Annotated in this window: 16 protein-coding genes and 1 riboswitch; of the genes, 14 read left to right on the top strand and 2 right to left on the bottom strand. The window is 66.5% G+C overall.

All coding sequences use genetic code 11. The annotated features are described in order from the left end of the window. Positions 1 to 19 precede the first annotated feature (19 nt). Positions 20 to 125, top strand: a riboswitch (TPP riboswitch). 71 nt (positions 126 to 196) lie between these two features. The 8 genes from thiC to ACW173_RS22665 all read left to right on the top strand — a co-directional run bounded on the left by thiC (position 197) and on the right by ACW173_RS22665 (position 9148). Beyond that, complete coding sequence (gene thiC, locus ACW173_RS22700; protein ID WP_492082325.1) at positions 197 to 2035, top strand: phosphomethylpyrimidine synthase ThiC; 1839 nt, start codon at positions 197 to 199, stop codon at positions 2033 to 2035. A gap of 38 nt (positions 2036 to 2073) precedes the next feature. Next, positions 2074 to 2586 (top strand): ATPase, encoded by a 513-nt coding sequence (locus tag ACW173_RS22695; protein WP_492082324.1) that lies wholly within the window; start codon positions 2074 to 2076, stop codon positions 2584 to 2586. A gap of 218 nt (positions 2587 to 2804) precedes the next feature. Beyond that, positions 2805 to 4184 carry a S41 family peptidase gene (locus ACW173_RS22690; RefSeq protein ID WP_492082322.1) on the top strand — a complete coding sequence of 460 codons (1380 nt, stop codon included), beginning with the start codon at positions 2805 to 2807 and terminating at the stop codon, positions 4182 to 4184. A 65-nt stretch (positions 4185 to 4249) separates the two neighbouring features. After that, positions 4250 to 4603: a DUF1428 domain-containing protein gene (locus ACW173_RS22685; protein ID WP_492082321.1), complete on the top strand. Its 354-nt coding sequence runs from the start codon at positions 4250 to 4252 to the stop codon at positions 4601 to 4603. A gap of 332 nt (positions 4604 to 4935) precedes the next feature. Then, positions 4936 to 7686: a TonB-dependent receptor gene (locus ACW173_RS22680; RefSeq protein ID WP_492082320.1), complete on the top strand. Its 2751-nt coding sequence runs from the start codon at positions 4936 to 4938 to the stop codon at positions 7684 to 7686. A 114-nt stretch (positions 7687 to 7800) separates the two neighbouring features. Next, positions 7801 to 8187, top strand: coding sequence for a hypothetical protein (locus ACW173_RS22675; RefSeq protein WP_492082318.1), 387 nt, complete (start codon positions 7801 to 7803; stop codon positions 8185 to 8187). A gap of 62 nt (positions 8188 to 8249) precedes the next feature. Further along, positions 8250 to 8585, top strand: a complete 336-nt coding sequence (locus tag ACW173_RS22670; RefSeq protein WP_492082316.1) for a GIY-YIG nuclease family protein — start codon at positions 8250 to 8252, stop codon at positions 8583 to 8585. Beyond that, positions 8585 to 9148 carry a DUF2239 family protein gene (locus ACW173_RS22665; protein ID WP_492082314.1) on the top strand — a complete coding sequence of 188 codons (564 nt, stop codon included), beginning with the start codon at positions 8585 to 8587 and terminating at the stop codon, positions 9146 to 9148. Before ACW173_RS22670 ends, ACW173_RS22665 begins: the two co-directional genes overlap by 1 nt. Before the next feature lie 24 nt (positions 9149 to 9172). Here the strand turns inward: ACW173_RS22665 and ACW173_RS22660 are convergent, their stop codons facing one another. Continuing rightward, positions 9173 to 10483, bottom strand: coding sequence for a mannose-1-phosphate guanylyltransferase (locus tag ACW173_RS22660; RefSeq protein ID WP_492082313.1), 1311 nt, complete (start codon positions 10481 to 10483; stop codon positions 9173 to 9175). Between the two features lie 354 nt (positions 10484 to 10837). On the opposite strand from ACW173_RS22660, the gene rfbD reads away from it, so the two are divergent. The 6 genes from rfbD (at position 10838) to ACW173_RS22630 (ending at position 18573) form a co-directional block, all read left to right on the top strand. Then, positions 10838 to 11758 carry a dTDP-4-dehydrorhamnose reductase gene (gene rfbD, locus ACW173_RS22655; RefSeq protein WP_492082312.1) on the top strand — a complete coding sequence of 307 codons (921 nt, stop codon included), beginning with the start codon at positions 10838 to 10840 and terminating at the stop codon, positions 11756 to 11758. Continuing rightward, positions 11755 to 12624, top strand: coding sequence for a glucose-1-phosphate thymidylyltransferase RfbA (gene rfbA, locus ACW173_RS22650; RefSeq protein ID WP_492082310.1), 870 nt, complete (start codon positions 11755 to 11757; stop codon positions 12622 to 12624). Before rfbD ends, rfbA begins: the two co-directional genes overlap by 4 nt. A gap of 470 nt (positions 12625 to 13094) precedes the next feature. Next, entirely contained in the window at positions 13095 to 13391 is a 297-nt protein-coding gene (locus ACW173_RS22645; RefSeq protein ID WP_492082309.1) for a TonB-dependent receptor plug domain-containing protein, read from the top strand. Positions 13392 to 13458: 67 nt separating this feature from the next. Continuing rightward, positions 13459 to 15561 (top strand): alpha/beta hydrolase family protein, encoded by a 2103-nt coding sequence (locus tag ACW173_RS22640; protein WP_492082308.1) that lies wholly within the window; start codon positions 13459 to 13461, stop codon positions 15559 to 15561. A 178-nt stretch (positions 15562 to 15739) separates the two neighbouring features. Continuing rightward, entirely contained in the window at positions 15740 to 17167 is a 1428-nt protein-coding gene (locus tag ACW173_RS22635; RefSeq protein ID WP_492082306.1) for a glycoside hydrolase family 28 protein, read from the top strand. A gap of 377 nt (positions 17168 to 17544) precedes the next feature. Continuing rightward, on the top strand, positions 17545 to 18573 hold the full coding sequence (locus tag ACW173_RS22630; RefSeq protein ID WP_492082305.1) for a helix-turn-helix domain-containing protein: 1029 nt from the start codon (positions 17545 to 17547) through the stop codon (positions 18571 to 18573). 301 nt (positions 18574 to 18874) lie between these two features. On the opposite strand, the gene ACW173_RS22625 is transcribed toward ACW173_RS22630, so the two are convergent. Then, positions 18875 to 21658 (bottom strand): TonB-dependent receptor, encoded by a 2784-nt coding sequence (locus ACW173_RS22625; protein WP_492082303.1) that lies wholly within the window; start codon positions 21656 to 21658, stop codon positions 18875 to 18877. Positions 21659 to 21917 lie beyond the last annotated feature (259 nt).

Below are 21917 nucleotides of genomic sequence, written 5' to 3'. Positions count from 1 at the left end.
AAGGGGCCTAGTGTCCGGCCGTTGTTCACCGGGGGGTCGCTCGCGCGGCTGAGATTGGGCTTAGGCCCTGACCCGTAGAACCTGATCCGGGTCATGCCGGCGAAGGGAGGGAACGCGGCCGGAGCTCGCAGCCGTCCGTAAACCGACTTAAGCGCGACACGTCCGGGTCTCCTCGAAGCCGAAGGAGCGCCCGAATATGAACATCCAGACGACCATCAAGTCCGTGGCCGAGACCATCTCGACCGGTGCTATCCCCGGCTCGCGCAAGGTCTATCAGGCCGGCGAGCTGTTCCCCGACATCCGCGTGCCGTTCCGGGAGGTGGCCGTCCACCCGTCGGCCAACGAGCCGCCGGTGACGATCTACGACCCCTCGGGTCCCTACAGCGACCCGACCGTCAGCATCGACATCGAGAAGGGCCTGCCGCGCACCCGCGAGGCCTTCGTCGTGGCGCGCGGCGACGTCGAGCTGGTCACCGATCCCCGCCAGGTGAAGCCCGAGGACAACGGCTTCGCCCAGGGCAAGCATCTGGCCCCGGAGTTCCCGGACCACAGCCGCCCGATCTACCGCTCCAAGCCGGGCAAGCTGGTCACCCAGCTGGAATACGCCCGCGCCGGGATCATCACGGCCGAGATGGAATATGTGGCCATCCGCGAGAACCTGCGCCGCGAGCAGAACCGCCCGTGCGTGCGCGACGGCGAGGACTTCGGCGCCTCGATCCCCGATTTCGTGACCCCCGAGTTCGTGCGCCAGGAAATCGCCCGCGGCCGCGCCATCATCCCGGCGAACATCAACCACGGCGAGCTGGAGCCGATGGCGATCGGCCGCAACTTCCTGGTCAAGATCAACGCCAATATCGGCAACTCGGCGGTGCTCTCGACCGTCGCCGACGAGGTCGACAAGCTGGTCTGGGCCACGCGCTGGGGCGCGGACACGGTCATGGACCTGTCGACCGGCCGCAACATCCACAACATCCGCGACTGGATCATCCGCAATTCGAGCGTGCCGATCGGCACGGTGCCGATCTACCAGGCGCTGGAGAAGGTCAACGGCGTGGCCGAGGACCTGAACTGGGAGGTCTTCCGCGACACCCTGATCGAGCAGTGCGAGCAGGGCGTCGACTACTTCACCATCCATGCCGGCGTGCGCCTGCCGTTCATCCCGATGACCGCCAAGCGCGTCACCGGCATCGTCTCGCGCGGCGGCTCGATCATGGCCAAGTGGTGCCTGGCGCACCACAAGGAGAACTTCCTCTACGAGCGCTTCGAGGACATCTGCGAGATCATGCGCGCCTACGACGTGTCGTTCTCGCTGGGCGACGGCCTGCGTCCGGGCTCGACCGCCGACGCCAATGACGAGGCCCAGTTCTCGGAACTGCGCACCCTGGGCGAACTGACCAAGGTGGCCTGGAAGCACGGCGTCCAGGTGATGATCGAAGGGCCGGGCCACGTGGCCATGCACAAGATCAAGGCCAACATGGACGAGCAGCTGAAGCACTGCCACGAGGCCCCCTTCTACACCTTGGGCCCGTTGACCACGGACATCGCGCCTGGCTACGACCACATCACCTCGGCGATCGGGGCGGCGATGATCGGCTGGTTCGGCACGGCCATGCTCTGCTACGTCACGCCCAAGGAGCACCTGGGCCTGCCGGACCGCGACGACGTCAAGACCGGCGTCATCACCTACAAGCTGGCCGCCCACGCCGCCGACCTCGCCAAGGGTCACCCGGGCGCGGCGATGTGGGACGACGCCATCAGCCGCGCGCGGTTCGAGTTCCGTTGGGAGGACCAGTTCAATCTGGGCCTCGATCCGGAAACGGCCCGCAAGTTCCACGACGAGACGCTGCCGAAGGAGGCGCACAAGACCGCCCACTTCTGCTCGATGTGCGGCCCCAAGTTCTGCTCGATGAAGATCAGCCACGAGGTCCGCGACTTCGCCGCCGGCCTCGCGCCGAACAACGCCGAACTGGGCATGGCCCAGATGAGCGAGAAGTTCAAAGAGCAGGGGTCCGAGATCTATCTGAAGACCGAGTGACGGCGCGAGGCTAAGGTGATCAGCATCGGGGAGGCGACATGCCGACGGTGCTGATCATCGCTGGTCCGAACGGCGCCGGCAAAACCACCCTTGCCAACGCTCTGCTTGCCGACCGGGAAGAGGCGTTCGAATTCGTCAACGCGGACGAGATCGCGCGTCGGATCGGCGGGCGAGGCGCGGGGCGTACGGCCGACCTCTTGGCTGGTCGACAAATGTTGCGGCTGCTGGACACGCTGACGGCCCAGCGCCGCGACATCGCGCTGGAGACCACGCTGGCCACTCTCTCCCATGCTCGGCGGGTCATGGCATGGCGCGCATCGGGTTATCGCGTCGAGTTGGTCTATCTCCGGCTCGCCGACGTCGAGCAGTCGATCGAACGGGTTCGGCGGCGGGTGGAGTTGGGCGGGCACGACATTCCGGAAGATGACATTCGCCGCCGCTTCCCTAGAAGCCTTGAGTATTTGGACAGCGTCTACAAGCCAATCGTCGACATCTGGCAAGTGTGGCGGAGTGGCAAGGATGGCTTGAAGCTGATAGAGTTAGGCCCGTGACAAAACCGATCTTCGATATTGAGCGCGTCGAGAAAGCGCTTCACGAGGCTGCTCGGACGGCGCGTGAGGGCACGCGAGAGGAACGGTCTGGCAGGTTTCTTGGCAAGCAGATCGCTGTCGAGAACGCGATCGCCGCCTTCCAGCAGAAGAAGAGCGCCGCGCGAGACTGACCACAATTTCACTGGCGCGGCGGGGGAGACATCTTCACCGTCGCGCCCATGAAACGTCTGAGTCTCCTGGCGGCCGTCGCCGTTGTGTCGTTCGCCGCGCCCGCCTTCCCAACACCGGCTTGGGCCGGAAGCCCGTTCTGGCCTGTGCAGGCCAAGGGCGGATCCGTGGCGGCCGAGTTGCGGGGTGCGTGGAAGTCGCGGGGTTATGGCTGGATCGTCCAGTTCGGGCCCGACGGCGCCCAGCTGTTCCAGACGGCCGGCGAGGCTTGCTATCCCGATCCGCGTAACGAGCGTGATCCCGACGGCGTGCTGAGCCAATGGCGACCCGAGGGGCAGGGGGTGATTTCCCTGACCGGCGATCCTGACGGCACACGCTATCTGTTCGACCGCCTGCCCAACCTCCACAATGCCTGCATCAGCGCCGCGGCTTGGACGCCGGACCGTATTGTCGCCTTTACCGCCGACGCTTTCGCCGAGCTCTATCCGCGTCCGGGCATCGACTGGAAAGCGCGCAAGGCCGCGGGGCTGGCCAAGGTCTCGCCGACAGCTTCTGAGTTCCAGCTGTGGACCGCCCTGTCGGACCTGCTGGCCGGCCTGGATGACCCGCATGTCGAGCTGCACGGCATGGTCGACGGCGCTCGCCGCGACCTGGAGCCTGGCGACGCCCCGACCCTGATGCGCGTACGCGCCGCCGATCCGGCTGGTGACGAGAAGGCTTGGCTGCAGGCCTATCGCGAGGGGGTCCTGACCCAGGTCCTGCAAGGCCGGGGTCGCCAGGCCGGCAATAACCGCGTGTTCTGGGGCCGCGTCGACGACATCGGCTACCTGAACCTGGTGACCATGGGCGCCTTCGCCCGCAACGCCGCGCCGGATGATCCTCGGCCGCTGGACGCCATCCTGGACGAGGCCATCGCCGCCTTCACGGGGGCCAAGGCGGTGATCGTCGACGTCAGCAACAATCGAGGCGGCTACGACACCATCAGCGCGCGTGTCGCGGGCCGTTTCACCGACCAGTCGCACCTGGCCTATTCGAAGGTCGGCGTCGGGGCCAAGGCGCCGCTGCAACCGGTGCGGGTCGAGCCCGCGAGCGGGGCGCGTTTCACCGGCCCGGTCTATCTCGTCACCAGCGACATCACGGTCAGCGCCGGCGAGACCTTCACCCTGATGATGAAGGCTCTGCCCAACGTGAAGCAGGTGGGGGCGACCACGCGCGGGGCGTTCTCGGATCAGATGCCCAAGCCGTTGCCGAACGGCTGGGCCCTGGGCCTGCCGGTCGAGATCTACATGGATCCCAAGGGCGAGGACTTGGAGGGTCGGGGTTTGGCCCCGGAGACGCCTTTGGAGGTGTTCCCGGAGGCGGACCTCAACGGCGGCCACGCCAAGGCCATCCGGAGCTTGATGCAGAAAATTCGCGAGGATGTTCGATAGGCTGTCGGAACCGGTCGCCTTCGCACGTCCTTGGTCCGTCAACGACGATCACAAGGAGGAACGTGATGGCCTATGTCGATGGTTTCCTGGTGCCGGTCCCCAAGGACAAGCTGGACGCCTACAAGGAGATGGCCCGTCTGGGCGCGGAAGTCTGGATGGAGTACGGCGCGCTGTCCTACGTCGAGTGCGTCGCCGACGACGTGCCCTATGGCGAGCTGACCTCGTTCCCACGCGCCGTCCAGGCCAAGGACGACGAGATCGTGATCTTCTCGTGGATCACCTACAAGGACCGCGCCAGCCGCGACGAGATCAACGCCAAGGTCATGGCCGACGAGCGGCTGAAGGCCTATCAATCCGACATGCCGTTCGACGGCAAGCGGATGATCTACGGCGGCTTCCAGCCCTTCCTGGAAAAGTAGCGCGTTCTGGTTGCGTCGCTCGCGTGGCCAGTCCCGCGAGCGACGCCCCGTCCTAGCAGGATCGAATGCCCGCGACCTAACGGCGCAGTTTGTTTCTCATTTGTAACATCATTTCCCGCGCAACATGCCGTTGCCGAAAATGTGACGATATTTCAATGCTCAGAGCGCAATAAGGGCGCCGTGGGACACACCAGTGTGCGCTTTATGCTGCATTGCCTTTTCTTAACGCTGGGGGGCGTTGCGAGGTGGGGCTCAGGCCCGTAAGGAGCGACAACCCAGCGTTGGCGGCGGCATGTCCGGCGTCTTCCGTCACTCCTGTTCCGCGGGCCTGTATGACCCTTTCGACCGTCCTTCTCTACGGGCTGGCCGCCGCCGCGCTCGACCCCACGACCGCCGCCGCGACCGCGCCCCTGGCGCCGCTCGCCGCTCCGGCCGAGGTCGTCGCTAGCGAGGAAGGGCAGAAGAAGCCGGAGGTCCTACCGGCCAGGGATGACGGCCCCAACGAGGTCGAGGGCCTGACCATTCAGGCCGACCCGCGCGGCAAGGTCGAAGGCAATATCGAGCCCGAGATCGAGCTGGGCGAGGCCGAGATCCAGAGCTTCGGCGCCGCCAGCATCGGCGAGTTGCTGACCATGCTGACGCCCCAGACCACCAGCACGCGCGGCCGCGACGGCGGTGGTGGGCCGGTGATGCTGGTCAACGGCCGCCGCATCTCGGGCTTCCAGGAGATCCAGGGCATTCCGCCCGAGGCGATCGAGAAGTTCCAGATACTGCCGGAAGAGGTCGCGCTCAGCTACGGCTACAAGGCCGACCAGCGGGTCGTGAACATCATCCTGAAGAAGAACTACAGCGCCCTGATGAGTCAGGTGGCGGCCACGGTCGCCACGGATGGCGGCCGCATCGACCCGAACGCCGGCGCGAACCGCGTGCACATCAATGGCGACAAGCGCTGGAACCTCGACCTGCAGGTCTCGCACGACCCGTACCTGCTGGAGAAGGATCGCGACATCATCCGCTCGCCGAACGGCCAGCCGTTCGATCTGGTGGGAAATGTCAGCGGCATCGGCGGCGCACAGCTGGATCCGGCCCTGTCGGCCCTGGCCGGAAACCCGGTGACCTTCGCCGGCGTGCCCAGTTCGGCCCTGGTCGGCCGCGCTGGCCTGTCGGAGTTCGTCTCCAGCGCCAACCGGTACAACACCGGCGACCTGACCCGCGACCGCTCGCTGCTCTCGCAGTCGGACAAGGCCACGCTGAAGGGCTCCTATAGCCTGGATCTCAACAAGCAGACCCAGCTGACCGTCAGCGGCAATATCGAGGACGGCAGCAGCCGTTCGCTGCTGGGCCTGCCGGGCGTGACCTTCAACCTGCCGGCCGGCAGCCCGTTCTCGCCGTTCTCGCAAGCCGTGACCGGCTATCGTTTCATCGACGCGCCCAGCGCCATGGCCCGCGACGTCGACACCTTGCGCACCCAGGCCAGCATGGCCGCCAACGGGCGGATCAAGGACTGGCGCTGGAACGTCACCGGCGACTTCGACCGCACCACCACCGACACCACGACGGGCCGGGGTCTGGACACCACGGCCTTCCAGGCGGCGGTGACGGCGCGCGACCCGAACGTCAATCCGTTCGGCTACATCTCGCCCAGCCTTTACAAGACCGCCGCGCCTGACACCGCCCATTCGGTCTCGACCTCGGCCAGCGCCGAACTGGTCTTGAACGGCAATCTGTTCCAGCTGCCGGCCGGTCCCGCGCAGACCACCTTCAAGGTCGGCGCGAATAGCAAGGGTCTGGATTCGGAGACCGTCCGTTCGGGCGTGACGACGAAGCGGGACATCACTCGCACCACCGAAAGCATCCAGAGCAGCTTCAACCTGCCGCTGACCAGCGCGCGCCAGAACTTCCTGGCCAAGGCCGGCGACCTGTCGGTCAATTTCAACGCCGGTTATGACGAGCTGTCGGACCTGGGCGGGTTGACCACCCTGGGCGGCGGCCTGAACTGGAGCCCGATCAAGAAGATCAGCTTCATCGCCAGCTTCACCGACGAGGAAGGCGCGCCGACCACCAACCAGGTCAACGATCCGGTGGTCGTGACACCCAACGTCTCGGTGTTCGACTTCACGACCGGTCAGACGGTGATCATCACCCGCACCGACGGCGGCAACGCCGCGCTGCGCAACGATAACCGCCAGGTCCAGAAGCTGGGCCTGAACTACAAACCGATCGAGAAGATCGAGCTGACCTTCAACGCCACCTACACGCGGGCGCGGACCAAGAACATGATCGCCTCGTTCCCGGCCATCACGCCGGACCTGGAGGCCGCGTTCCCTGAGCGCTTCACCCGCGACGCCACGGGCCGCCTGCTGGCGATCGACGCCCGGCCGGTGAATTTCGCCAGCGCCGAGAACGAGAACATCCGTTGGGGCTTCAACCTGTTCAAGCCGATCGGCGCGCCGACGCCGGGCGCACCGGGTGGCCCCGGCGGCGGTCGCTTCGGCGGCGGACCGGGTGGTGGTGGCGGCATGATCCGCATGGGCGGCGGCCCCGGTGGTCCGGGCGGCGGCGGCCCGCCTCCGGGCATGATGCGGCCTGGGCAGGGCATCTTCCAGCTGTCGGTCTACCACACGTGGCGCCTGACCGACGACATCACCATACGCAAGGGCCTGCCGGCCCTGGACCAACTGGACGGCTCGGCGATCAGCGCCCGCAACGGCCAGGCAAGGAACGAGGTCCAGGTCCAGGGGGGCTACTTCAAGGACGGTCTAGGCGTGCGCTTCAACGGCGCCTGGAAGGCCTCGACCTGGGTCAATGGCGGCGCGACCGGCGGCCAGACCCTTTACTTCTCGGACCTCGCCACCGTGGGCGTGAACGTCTTCGCCAACTTCAGCGTTCCGGCGCGCAAGAAGGCGGTCGACAAGTTCCCGATCCTGAAGGGCGCGCAGGTGTCGCTGAACTTCGAGAACATCCTCGACACCAAGCAGGCCGTCCGCGACCAGAACGGCGCCACGCCCCAGGCCTACCAGAAGGACTATCTGGACCCGCTGGGCCGGACGGTGCGGATCAACTTCCGCAAGCTGATCAGCTAGGGTTGACTCGATAATCAACCCCTGCGTTAGCAATCAAGCTGTAATCGCTCCTTAAACTGTGAGGCGCACTCTGGAGGCCTGAGCGGCCAATTCCCGGCCGGATCGGAGACCGTCATGGCGATCATGACTTCCAGCACCCGACGCACGGGCGACCACTTCGAGCCCAGCGACGTCGATCCGCAGGTCCAGCGTCGTCTGCGAGGTTATCTCGAGCAGATCGACTATACCGCCTTCGCCTCGAACAAGGCTGTGTTGGGCGCGACGATTCCCCACGTCGACGCCGAGCGCTTCCAGCGCCTGGCGGTCGCGGCCGCCACCGCCCGCGCCAAATGGGTAGCCGAGGCCGCGTCGATGGCCGACGCGGGGGCGTCGCTGTCCGAGGCGCAGATCGCGCGCTTGGCCCACCTGCGTTCGGCTTACGATGAGCTATCGGCGGTGTATGAGGCCACGCGGCGCATGGTCGAGCGGGGCTATATCCCCTACCGCTCCAGCCAAGGGTAATTTACCCGGGTCTTATTGACTTCGTATTTCATCCGGGTAAAAGCGCGCCACAGGAGGTGCGCATGTCCGGACGCAAGGCGCTGTTGCGCGCATACAAGGAGCGCAAGGTCGAGGCCGGCATCTATGTCGTGCGCTGTCTGACGACTGGCGACGCGTGGGTCGGCTCGACGGTCGATCTCGCCACGCGCCAGAACGGCATCTGGTTCTCGCTGCGCCTGGGCTCGCATCGTGACAAGTCTCTACAGGCGGCATGGGCCGAACATGGCGCCGAGGCCTTCGCCTTCGAACCCGTCGAGACGATCGACGCCGAGGGCCTGGACAGGTTCGGCCGCGACAGTCGACTGAAAGAGCGCCGCGGGCGCTGGATCGCGGCTTTGAGCGCCACGGGATTGATGTGATGGAAGAACGATACGTGGTGTTCCATGGTCATACGCGCGTGGCCATCGGCTCGCGTCTGGCCGTGGCCCTGGCGGCCCAGCGGCTGGTGAGCGAGGCTCCGGTTCTTATATTCGGACCGGATGGTCGCGGCGTGGACTTCGACCTCAGCGGCGGACCCGACGCCTTGGCCGCGCGTCTGGCGATGCCCGAGGAAGCGCCGCGCGGACGCGGGCGGCCCAAGCTGGGTGTCGTGGCCCGCGAAGTGACGCTGCTGCCGCGTCACTGGGACTGGCTAGCTACTCAACCGGGCGGGGCGTCGGTGGCGCTGCGCAAACTGGTCGAGGCGGCTCGCCGCGAGAGCGAGGGACCTGACCGCATCCGCGCGGCCCGCGAGGCGGCCTACCGCTTTGCCTCGGCTATCGGCGGCGACCTGACGGGCTTCGAGGAGGCCATGCGGGCCCTGTTCGCCGGCGACGACGCGGGCTTCGAGGCGCGGATCCAGACCTGGCCGGTCGACATCGCCGGCCAGTTGCGCACCTATGCCGCCGAGGCGTTCGGCCCGGAAGGGGGCAGTGAAGGATAGTGCGCTCTCGTGGACGCGTCCGGGTCAGCGCGAGGTCGTGACGAGCAGCGTCGCCGGGCCAATGGCGCGGGCTCGGACCTCTGTCTCCAGCGGGATGATCGCGCCAGCGACATAGATGTCGCCATTCATCTCCAGCCCGCCTTGCAGCAGTTGCACGTTAGAGGCTGGCAGGATGACCGTCTCGCCGTCCGGGGCGCGGCGCAGCGCGACGTCGAAGCCGTCGGTGCTGACCAGGGTTTCAACGCCGTTGGGGTGGGCGGTCTTACGCGATGCGATCGAGCGCCCCCTGGCCTTGAGGCCGTCGACCAGGGTCTTCACGGACTGGCTGTCCTTACGGTGACAGACCAGAACCGCGTCGGGCTCGGCGATGACGACGATGTCGCTGATCCCGATCACCCCGACATAGGGACCTGTCGTACGCACCAGAACACCCGTGGCCTGGTGAAGGTCGACGTCGCCGTCCTGCGCGTTGCCGTCGTGGTCGCGGGTCGAGGCTTCCCAGATCGCGTCCCAGGCGCCCAGATCCGACCAGGCGAAGGCGGCCGGCACGACGGCGGCCTTTCGGGTGTGCTCCATCACCGCGTAGTCGAGCGAGATCTTCTTGGCCTGAGCGAAAGTTTCGCGGTCCAGGCGGCCGACGCCGGCTTCCAGCTCAAGGGCGGCGATGCAGGCCTTGGCGGCGGCGGCGACGGTCGGCTCGAAAGCTTCGAATTCTCCGAGCAGGGTGCTGGCCTTGAACGCGAAGTTGCCGCTGTTCCAGAGATAGCCCTCTAGCAGGTAGCGCTCGGCGGTCTCTTGGTCGGGCTTTTCGACGAAGGCCGCGACGGCGCGGACCGAACCGTCCAGCAACGCGTCACCGGGGCGGATGTAGCCAAAGCCAGTGGCGGGCACGGTGGGTTGAACGCCGAAGGTGACGATGAGGGCGCTCTCGGCCGCCTTGGCGGCGATCACGGCCGCCTCGCCGAAGATCTCGGGCTGGGCGATGTGGTGGTCGGCGGCCAGCATCAGTACGACCCCGTCCGGATCCAGGCTCTCGACATAGGCGGCGGCGGCGGCCACGGCTGGGGCGCTATCACGGGCCTCGGGTTCGACCAGGATGGTAACCCGCGTATGGATCTCGGCCGTCTGCTGAGCCACGAAGTCGACCATCGCTCCGCCGGTGACGATGACGATCTCGGCGACGCCGGGAATGTCCTTCACCCGCAGGACGGTCTCCTGGAACGACGAGCGGTCGCCGACCAGCTTGAGGAATTGTTTGGGCTGATCGCTGCGCGAAGCCGGCCAAAGTCGCGTGCCTGAGCCACCGCACAGGATCACCGGATAGATCGAAGCCAAGATAAACCCCACCACGTTTTAGTCTTTGCCCCTGATAGGGCGTTATTGCGAAGGGGGCTTAAAGGCAAAGCATCGAGGAACGAAGAGTTTTCATCATCTTGGCGTATGGGCGGGCATTTTTGGCGCGCGATCCGAGGTCGCGGCCACGGCATCGGTAAGGCGGTTGCCGACGCCGAGACGAGCCTTCGCCGAAACCAGAGGATACGGCGATCTGGGAAAGCTCGGATTCTTCGGCTATGCCGGTTCCTGGCAGGGGCATGCCAAGAATAGGATGATGAGGGGAGGTTGCGGGAGGTCCCTTGTTTCGTAGAGGGTTTTTCCGCGAGGCGCTCAGCGCCGTCCCCTGAACACAGAATGAGTTTGCAGCCTATCCATATTTTGATCACCGGCGGCGCCGGCCAAGTCGGTCTGGAGCTCCTGCGCGCGACCTGGCCAAGTGATGTCGTCCTGCATGCGCCGACACGCGATGAGCTGGACCTGACCGATGCGGCGTCGATCCAGACTCTGTTCGACAAGGTCTCGTTCGCGGCCGTGATCAACAGCGCGGCCTGGACCGCCGTCGACAAGGCCGAGACCGAGGTCGCCGGGGCGTTCGCGGCCAACGCGGGCGGCCCAGCTTTGTTGGCCGATATCACCCGCGAGCGCGGCATTCCGCTGGTCCAAGTGTCGACCGACTACGTCTTCGACGGTGACAAGGCCGAGCCCTATGTCGAGAGCGATCCGGTCGCGCCGATCGGCATCTATGGCGCTTCGAAGCTGGCCGGCGAGATGGCGGTGCGGCTGGGCAATCCGCGTTCGGTCGTGCTGCGGACGGCCTGGGTGCTGAGCGCTCATCGCGCCAACTTCCTCAAGACCATGCTGCGACTGGCGGCCGATCGGCCGGCGCTCCATGTGGTCGATGACCAGCATGGCTGCCCGACCTCGGCGACCGATATCGCCGAGGTGCTGAAGATCATCGTTTTGCGCCTGATCGCCGACGAGGGCGCGCCGACCGGCGTCTACCACTTCGTCAATGCTGGTGAAGCGACCTGGGCCGGTTTGACGCGTGAGATCTTCCGCCTTAGCGCGGCGGCTGACGGCCCCTCGGCCGAAGTCGAAGGCATTCCGTCCGAGCAATATCCAACACCGGCGCGCCGCCCCAAGAACTCGCGCCTGTCGACCGCCAAGCTCACCGCCGACTATGGCGTCCAGCCTCGGCCCTGGCAGACCGCCGTGGCCGACATCATCACTGAATTGAACTCGCCCGAACTGAACTCTCAAGGAGCCCGCGCATGAAGGGCATTATCCTGGCCGGCGGCTCCGGCACCCGCCTGCATCCCATGACCTTGGTGACGTCCAAGCAGCTGATGCCGGTCTACGACAAGCCGATGATCTATTATCCGCTGTCGACCCTGATGCTGGCCGGCATTCGCGAGGTGCTGATCATCTCGACGCCGCGCGACGTGCCCAGCTTCCAGGCGTTGCTGGGCGATGGCTCCCAGTGGGGCATGGAGATCCAGTACGCCGTCCAGCCCAGCCCCGATGGCCTGGCGCAAGCCTATATCATCGGCGCCGAGTTCGTGGGCGACAGCCCGTCGGCGCTGATCCTGGGCGACAACATCTACTACGGCCACGGCATCACCGACCTCTTCACCAACGCGATGAAACGTGAGCGCGGGGCCACCGTCTTCGCCTATCACGTCAACGATCCCGAGCGTTACGGCGTGGTCGAGTTCGACCGCCAGATGAAGGCGGTGTCGATCGAGGAGAAGCCCAAGTCGCCGAAGTCGAACTGGGCGGTCACCGGTCTCTATTTCTACGACGCCGACGTCATCGACATCGCCCGTGAACTGAAGCCATCCGCGCGCGGCGAACTTGAGATCACCGACGTGAACCGGGCCTATTTGGAGCGTGGCGACCTGGCGGTCGAGATCATGGGGCGGGGCTATGCCTGGCTGGACACGGGCACGCCGGATTCTTTGCTTGAGGCGGCGGAGTTCGTGCGTGTCCTGGAAAAACGCCAGGGTTTCAAGATCGCCTGCCCGGAAGAGGTCGCTTTCCAGAAGGGCTTCATCGGCGCCGCGCAACTCGAGAAGCTGGCGGATGCGCTCGGGAAAAGCGCCTATGGCCAGTATCTGCGGACCCATGTCCTGAGCCGATAGGGCAGGGCAGACTGTTCTAAAGCTAATGCGACGGTCTGACTTCACGCGCTATCCGCGTCTTTCGCCCGACCCGGTCCCAAACCTGGGACCGGGCGCCGTCCGAAGCCCATTTTTTGCCAGCGCTGGCAGCAATGCGTTGACACGGGTTCGGGTTTGCCGAAGTTTTGTCTCAAGCGCGTCGTGACTCTCGTCGCGCAAAGAAAAACGGGTGCGCGGCGTCGCTGTATGACACCGGTATCATTGAAAGGGGGGAGCTGATGACCAAGTTCATCCTCGCATGTCGCGCCGATGCGTCGACCGCCCCCTTCGTCATCGCTATCGCCAGGGAACAAGCCCGCCGTGGTCCAAGGAAGCCGACGTTTGTCAGCTCCCGTCTCTTGGTTGGGGCCCCACGCGCGAGGGTCTGAGGTCATCGCGCCCGTACGTCGACTTGAGAAGAGCGACGGGCGCTTTTGGGAGGGAGAAACCAAATGAGCAACTTGAGCTGGAGGGCGTCGGCGACCGTGCGCCGTCGCCGGGCGCCGCTGGCCGCCGCCGTCGACTCGATCGTGGCCGAGGGCATCGCCAAGTTCCCCGACAACAACCTGTCCGAAGCGATCCAGCGGGCGCCGGGCGTGGCCATCACCCGCGACGGCGGAGAAGGGCGCAACCTGTCGGTTCGCGGCCTCTCGGAAGAATTCACCTACAGCGACTCCGCCAGCGAACGGCTGAGCGACGACTTCCAAAGCGGTCGCCAGTACTTCGTCGGCCTGCCTTACAGCTTCTGATCCCTTTCTTGCCTTTGGGGGAGGGCCGGCGAAGACCGGCCGTCCATTCTTCATTGGGGCGCCCAGTATGAAGACCGCTTATGGCGCGGCCGCCGCGCTGCTGCTCATGTCCGCCGCGCCGGTTCTGGCCCAGAGCACGCCGGCTCCGAATACACCGGGCGGCGGCCGCGCCGAACTCACCAGCTATATCGACGGCCTGGCCCGCGAACGCCTGAAGGCGCGCGAGGGCGCGGTCGCGGGCCTGAAGTCCCAAGCCGACGCGGAGGCCCGCAAGGCCAGGAACCGCGCCACGATCCTGAAGCTGATCGGCGGCCTGCCCGAGACCCGCACACCCCTGGCCGCCAAGACCTGGGGCGTCGTCCTGGAGGACGGCTTCAAGGTCGAGAAGGTCACCTATGACAGCCTGCCGGGTTATCACGTCACCGCCAACCTCTATGTCCCGGCGGGGAAGGGGCCGTTTCCGGCCATCATCGTCGCGCCCGGTCACGGTCTGGACGGCAAGATCGGCAACCGTGGTTTCGCCGTGAACCTGGCCCGGGCCGGCATGATCGTGCTGGCCTATGACATCGTCGCCGAGGGCGAGCGGCTGCAGCACTACGATCCCGAGCTGGGCGCCTCGAAGGTGGGCCGGCCGACGGGCGAGCACAGCCTGGCCTTCTGGCAGACCGCGCCGGTGGGCGACCATGTCTCGCGCTACTTCATCTGGGACGCCATCCGGGGCCTGGATTACCTGGCCGCCCGCCCCGACGTCGACGCCCAGCGCCTGGGCGCGTTCGGCTGCTCGGGCGGCGGCACGCTGACGGCCTTCCTGTCGGCTCTGGACGAGCGAGTGAAGGCCACGGCCACGGCCTGTTATGTCACCGACTTCAACCACCTGCTGTCGACCGTCGGGCCGCAGGACGGCGAGCAGTCGATCCCCGGCTTCCTGGCCGCGGGCCTCGACATCCCCGACTTCGTCGAGCTGGCCGCCCCGCGACCCTATGCGGTGGTCTCGACCACAGAGGACATGTTCCCGTTCGAGGGCGCCAAGAAGGCGGTCAAGGAAGCGCGGGGCGTCTACGCGTTGTACGGCGCCGAGGACCGCTTGAGCTTCATCCACGGCCCAGGCGGCCACGGCGCCTTGCAGCCGATCGCCTCGGAGATCGTCGCCTTCTTCACCCGCTGGCTGAAGAACGAGCCGGACAAGCGCGCCTTCATCCAGCCCCCGCGTATCGCGCCCGAGAAACTGTGGGTCACGCCCACCGGCCAGATCTCGACCTCCATCGGCGGCGAGACAATTCAGAGCCTGAACGCCAAGCGCCTGAAGCAGGTGATGGCCGAGCGGCCGACGGTGGCCTCGGCCGCCGACGTCGCCGCCCTGCGCCAGCGGCTAGCGGCGGACATCCGCGCGGTGACCTTGGCCACGGCCAAGCCCGGCGGCGCGCCGCCCGAGGTCACGGAAGGTCCGAACGGCGCGCTGCGGTTCAAGGTCGGTGACGGTCAGTGGGCCGACGCGATCCTGAGCCTATCCGAAGGTGGCGGCCGCAAGCCCGCCGTGCTGCTCCTGACCCGTGAACCCCAGGCCGTGAAGGCCGAGGCCGCGCGCTTGGCCAAATCCGGCCACGTCGTCCTGACCTTGGTCGCGCGCGGCGCCGGCGGGACCGAGGAGATCAAGGCCAGCGTCCTGGGCGACTGGAATCTCTTGGCCACCCGCATGCTGCTGGTCGACAAGACGCCGCTGGGCCTGCGCCTGGACGACGCCGTGCGGGCCATGGACTGGCTGACGGCGCGGCCGGACGTCGACGCCAAGGCGATCAGCGTCTACGGCCTCGGCGCGCTGGGGCCGGTGGCCCTGCACCTGGGCGCGATCGACGACCGGGTCGCGGCCATCTACGCCGACAACAGCCTGGCGGCTTATCGCCTGGCCGTCGACCAGCCGATTCAACGCGAACTGCCTGAGGTGCTGCCGCCCGGCGTGCTGCGACGCTACGAGCTGGGCGACTTGGCGCTGTCGGCGTTCCCGCGCCCGGTGATCTTCATCAATCCGACCGACGCCGTGGGCGCGCCTTTGACCCAAGCCGCCTTCGACAAGGAGTTGGCCTTCGTTCGCGCCGCCGATCGCAAGTTGGGGCAGGGCGAGCGGGTGCGCTGGACCTGGAGGGGCGGTCGCGATCCGCTGGTGTCGCCATGAGCGTCTCTCGCCGTCATCTCCTGGCCTCGGCCGCTAAGGCTGGTGGTGGTCGTGCCTGCTGGCGTTTCGCGGCCCGACATGGTCAAGCACGTCGAGGGCCCGACCTTCGAGAACGTGCGCATCAACGGCCAGCCGGCCCAGCCGCCCGCGTAACAAGTTCAGTGAGTTAGGGACTTCCATGAGCCAAAGCCCAGTCTCCGCCACCCGTCGCCTGATCGTCGGTGGCATCGGCCTCGCCGCTGCTAGCGCCGCCTTGCCGGTGCAGGCCCAAGCCTCGAAGGCCAAGACGCCCGCCCGGCCCGCGCTGCCGGTCCGAAAGCTGAAGAACCCTGTCGTGCTGGATCCTCGCGACTTCGGGGCCAAGGCCGACGGCGTAACCAAGGATACGGTGGCGATCCAGACCGCCCTCGACCGTTGCGGCATGCTCGGCGGCGGCGAGGTGGTGCTGAGCGGCGGGACCTATCTGAGCGGCGCTATCCGCATTGGCTCGCGCACCACCCTGCGCATCGACAGCGGCGCGACTCTGCAAGGCTCGCCGGATCTCGCCGACTATCCGGTGGTGCAGGTGCGCTGGGAGGGCCGCTTCGTGCCAGGCTATGTCGGCCTGGTTTGGGCGCGGGAAGCCTACGACGTCGCGCTGACCGGCAAGGGCCAGATCGTCGCCTCCTCAGCGATCAAGCGGCGCATCGAGACGGCCACCGGTTACCGCCATCCGGCGCTGCTGGAGTTCGTCGAGGTGAAGGGCCTCAGCGTCACCGACCTGCGCACCGAGCAGAACGACATGTGGTCGATCCACCCGGTCTATTGCGAGGACGTCGTGTTCCGCGATGTCACCGTGCACGGCGGCGCCGACGGCGTCGACGTCGACTCGTGCAGCCGCGTGCTGATCGAGCGCTGCGACTTCGACGTCGCCGACGACTGCATCTCGCTGAAGTCCGGCCGCGGCCTGGAAGGCAACATGATCGCCCGGCCGACCGAGGACGTCACCATCCTGGACTGCGTGTTCCGAGACCGTCGCTGGGCCTGCATCGGCATCGGCAGCGAGACCTCGGCGGGCGTGCGCCGGGTGCTGGTCGAGCGCTGCAAGTGCCTCTCGGCCTACACCTTCGCGATCTACATCAAGAGCCGTCCGGGGCGCGGGGCCTTCATCGAGGACATCGTCATGCGCGACCTCGAGGTCTCGAACACTGGACAGGGCTTCCTGCGCCTGAACTTCCTGGACAGCGGCAAGCAGGACCAGTTCCCGGTCCCGGGCCTCGCCGGCATCCCGACCGTGCGCAACTTGGTCTTCGAGCGCATCAAGGTGACCGACGCGCCGGTACTGGTCGAGGCCGTGAACGTCCATCCCGACAAGCCGGTCGACGGCTTGGTGCTGCGCGACATCACCGGCACGGCCAACCGCGGCATCCGCCTGGCCAATCTGCGCAATGTCGACCTGAAGAACATCAACGTGACGATCGCCGAAGGGCCAAGGCTGGCGACCAACAATGTCACCGGTCGCGGGCTGGACGGCGCCGTGGCCGGGGATCCCACCCCGCGACCGGCCGACGTGGTCGCGACCGAGCCGGCCTATCGTTTCGGCCAACTCAGCGGGCGGCCTAACTAGAGGGAGAGACGAACGTGCGAGACCTGCGAACCGACGGGCGCTGACGGGCGCCCTGGCCCCGAGCCTGGCCGCCGCCACCCTCACGCGTCACGACGCCACCGTAGGGCGGCCACGGTTTCGGCTTCAGCCCGCGGCCGACAATCCGGCCTCGCGTTGGCCCGACGCCTTCGAGGCCTGGCCGCGTCGTCTGAATTTCATTTGACGGATGCGTTCGGGTCGTCGAGCCGGCGGGGCTCGACGACCACTCGCGTCGCACGCCATGCCCCACCGACATCTAGCGTGCTGCCGGATGTGGTTCTCGCTCAAGGTGACGGGGGCTGTCATTGATCGGAAATCCACGTTCTATTGTCCGCCGGTCCCCGACCCCGCCTTTAGAGATGTCCTTGTCCGATTCCGCCTTGCGTAGAAATGTCTGGCTACTGGACGCCCAGGACGAGGACGACGCGTTCGAGCAGTATCGCAAGGGCTGCGCGCACCTGTTCGACATCACGCTGCGGTCGCCCGAGGCGAGCTTCTTCAACAGCCTGGAAGCCTATCACCTGGGCGCGGTCGTCCTGGCCAAGTGCTCGGGCGTGCCACAGCGGTTCGAGCGCAAGCTGTCGCATATCCTGATCGACGGCGGCGACACGGTCATGGTGGTGGTCGAACTGGAGGACAGCGGCTGGCGCGGCGAGTATGACGGCCGCGCCGCGGGCGGCCACATGGGCCAGATCCGGCTAGTCGACATGGCCCGGCCATTCGACATATCGACGGGCGGCTACCGCTCGCTCTATGTGATGGTCCCGCGCGCCTTGCTGGAAGGGCAGGGCGGTTTGGATTTCCATGGTCTGGTGGTGTCCGAGGACAGTGTCAGTGGTCACCTGCTGAGCACGCACCTCCAGGCGCTGAGCGAGGTGCTCGACCGGATGACGCCGGATGACGCCGAGGCCGCCGCCAAGGCCATCGTGGCGCTGATCGGCGGCGCCATCGCCGCCCACGCGGCGCCCGCTCCTGACGATCCGCGCCCTGTCGAGAAGATGCTGCTGGCCTCGGGCCGGCGGTTCGTCGAGCGCAATCTGGACGACGTCGAGCTGTCGCCCGAAGCCGTCCGCCGTCACCTCGGGGTGTCGCGTAGCCTGCTCTACAAGGCGTTCGAGCCAGTAGGCGGGGTCAGCGCCTTCATCCAGGGGCGACGCCTGGACCAGGCCTTCGACGCCATTCTACACGACCGCGCCGAGCGGCATACGCTGGGCGAGATCGGCTATCGGCACGGCTTTCGGTCCGACGCCCATTTCAGCCGCGCCTTCCGCGCCCGGTTCGGCGTCACGCCGGGTCGCCTGCGCCGCGTCGGCGAGACCGCGCGGGGGGAAGGCCTCTCGGTGCTGGAGCGGCCGGACGACGTCTGGGCATGGCTGCGCAGCCTTTAGACCGATCAACGGCGTCGGCGCCCAAGCAAAGGCGCCTTACGGTTAAGCTTCACGCATGGGGCGAGCGGGGTTGCCCTGAGCGGTCCCGGCGACGTAGTGTCCGCGCCCTCTCGTCACCCCACCGACGAGCACCTAGCCGGCGGCGTTCAGTGAGTGCTGCCGGCCTTCTCTCTCCTCATTTTCGGGAAATACTGGCGGCCCGCGCAAACAAAACGCGCCGCCTCCGGGAGGAGAGGCGGCGCGAGTATATCCGGGCGGGGGGTAAGGAAGGACGCCCGAAGAGCGGGGAGGAAGCGCGGGTCTAGAAGCTATAGCGGAGGCCGACGATGAACTGGCGGCCGCTGTGGGTGTAGACGTTCAGGCGGTTGCTATCGCCGACGTATTGGTCGTTGAATTCGTCGGTCAGGTTCACGCCTTCCACCGAGAGCTTCAGGTTGTCGCGGATGTTCCAGCTGGCCTGCATGTCGACGTTCAGGGTCGAGTTGGTGCCCTGGATGGTGTTTCCGTCGCTGCCAGGAACCTGGGTCAGGTAGCCGCCGCGATAGGCCAGCGAGCCACGGACGCTCCATTCCGGGGTCTCGTAGTAGAGCGTCAGGTTGGCGGCGTTCTTCGACAGGCCGGTCAGGGTGTCGGTGACCGTGATCGCGCCTGGCAGGTTCGTGGTCGGATACTGGATCTTGGACGCGACGTAGGTGTAGTTGGCGATGGCGCCGAAATGGCTTAGCCAGCCCGGCAGGAAGGTGAAGGGCTGCTGGACGTTCAGCTCGAAGCCTTTCAGGTCGCCGCCGTCCGAGTTCACCGGCTGGGTGACCTGGAACACCATGTCCGACGTGGCTCCGGTGCCGGCGATCAGCGAGTCCGGCAGGCCCAGAGTGCTGTAGACGGCTTCGCGGCGCAGGGTGGTGACGAAGGTGTCGATGCGCTTGAAGAAGAAGCCCGCGGCCAGCATCGTGCCCGACGACGGATACCATTCCAGCGACACATCGATGTTCTTGGACTGGGTCGGCCGCAGGAATGGGTTGCCCGAGCTGTAGTTGCGGTTGGCGCCCTGCACCGAAACGTCGCCGCCCGGCGACAGTGAGCCGATGCCCGGGCGGGCGATCGTCTTGGCGGCGCTGAGACGGGCCACGAAGGTGTCGGTGACGTCCGCGGCCAGGTTGAACGAGGGCAGGGTCAGATTGTAGTCGCGCTTGACCTCGACCCGCCGGATCGAGCCGGCGACGGCGGCATAACCGGCCGACTCCTGCTGAGTGTGGATGCGGCGCACGCCGGCGTCGCCGCGGAAGGGGATGCCGAAGGCTTCGAACCGGTACTCAGCCTGGACGTAGGCGCCGGTGTCCTGCTCCTCGACCGCGCCATACTGGCCGCGCGCCGAGCTGTTGTTGGTGCTGGTCAGGGCGTAGATGCCGGTGTTGCTGTAGATGTTCAGCAAGGCGGCGTACTTGTCGATGTCGGGCACGAGCCAGGCGGTGGCGTTGCCGGTCGGCATGTCCAGGCCCTTGCCGAAGCCGCTGAACACCTTGGACACCGAGGCCAGTTCGGCGGGGGTCAGGGTCTGGCTGACCGTCTCGCTGGTGCGGTAGGCGCCGTAGCTATCGTACTCGAACTTGCGCCAGTCGACGCCGGCCTTGATCTTCAGGTTCTGGTTGGCTTCCCATTCGCCGTACAGCTTGGCGGTCGAGAACTGGTTCTCGACGAACTGCGGGCGGATGCGGACTTCCGACGTACCGTTGGTGGCCGACCAGTTGGCGGGATTGGTCGGGTCGAAACCCAGGTCGATCTTCGGCGGGCGAGAGTCGCGGAAGTCGTAGACGTAGTTGGCGCTGTTGGCCCGGTCGAAGGTGACGATCGTCGAGACCGGCTGGGTGAAGGTCGAGTCCGCGTAGCCAGCCAGGGCGCCGACCACTAGGCGCGAACCGATGTTGCGCTTGGCCGAGAGGGTGAACTGCTTGAACTCGGTGTTCAGCTCGTCATAGGCCGACTGGGTGCGCAGATCGACATTGTCCATGCGGGCATAGACCAGATCCTTGCCCACGACGACGCCATCGCGAATGATCGTCTGAGGCTTGCCGGTGGTGGCGCGCGACAGGCCGATGGCCTGCAGTTGGGCTTCCTTTCGCGTACCTTCCAGGTAGGCGTAGAGGGTGTCGAAGGTGATCTCGGTGTCGGCGTCCGGCTTGAACTGCAGCGTGCCGGTCAGGCCCAGGCGCTTGTTGTTGATGTCGTAGCTGACATAGGCCGGAATCCGTGGGGCGAAGATGCCACCCGCGTCGTTCTGGTTGATCTGGGCGATGGTGTAGCCCGGCACGGTCGAGGCCGAATTGAAGCCGCCATTGCTGCCGCCATAGGTCCAGCGCGTGATGTTGGCGCCTTCTTCCTTCAGGTGGCGCTCTTCGTAGGCCACCGAGAACAGGGCGCCCAGCTTGCCGTCGAAGAAGGTGCGGCTGGCCAGGGCCGAGACGCGCGGCGTGGCCTTCTCGGAGAGGTCATTGTAACTGCCGCCGACCGCCAGCACGAGCTGGGGCTTACGGGTGTCAAAGGCGCGGGCGGTGGTCAGGTCGACCGTGGCCCCAAGCGAGCCTTCCTCGACATCGGCCGAGGCGGTCTTGCGCACCGCGATGCTGTTGAAGAGATCCGAGGCGAAGACGTTGAAGTCAAAGCCGCGGCCGCGATTGGTGCCGCCGCTATTGGCGGTGCCGCCGGTGGTGGAGATGGCCTCCATGCCATTGATGCGGACGCGAGTGTATTCCGAACCCAGGCCGCGCACGGTGATCTGACGGCCTTCGCCATTGATGCGCGAGATCGAGACGCCGGGGATGCGTTGCAGGGACTCGGCCAGGTTCAGGTCGGGGAACTGGGCGATGTCCTCGGCCTTGATGGCGTCGACAACGCCAGTTTCGTTGCGCTTGAGGTTCATCGCGCTCTGCAGGCTGGCGCGGAAGCCGGTGACGACGACGGCCTCGACCTCGTCGGAGGCGGGCGCGGCCGGGGCGTCTTGCGCGGCGGCGGCGGTCGCCAGCGTCAAGGCCAGGGCCGAGGCGCTGAACGCCAAGACGGCGCGCGCGGGTTTGCGGTTGATCGACATCATCCCTCCCAGTGCCCGCGTGTCGCGGGTCTCTTTCGATCCGAAGGCGGTCGAACCACCTTCTTTGTTGGCTTCAGGATAGGAGCGGGTTTTCGTCCAGGGCCAATCTCAATCAGGTATGGACTGATGCGCTTTCGGCACGGATCGAGAGGGCAAGCTTCGCGAGAGGCCCGGTTTGGATCCGTTTTTGAGGATTCCAGAACGATGGAAGTCCGCCCAAAGCCCGATCTGGACATACTTCGATACACGAACGGCCTCG

This window comes from Caulobacter sp. ALps2 (genome assembly GCF_058681635.1).
The sequence above is the reverse complement of the archived record's forward strand: the minus strand, read 5'-3'. Positions and strand labels throughout refer to the sequence as shown.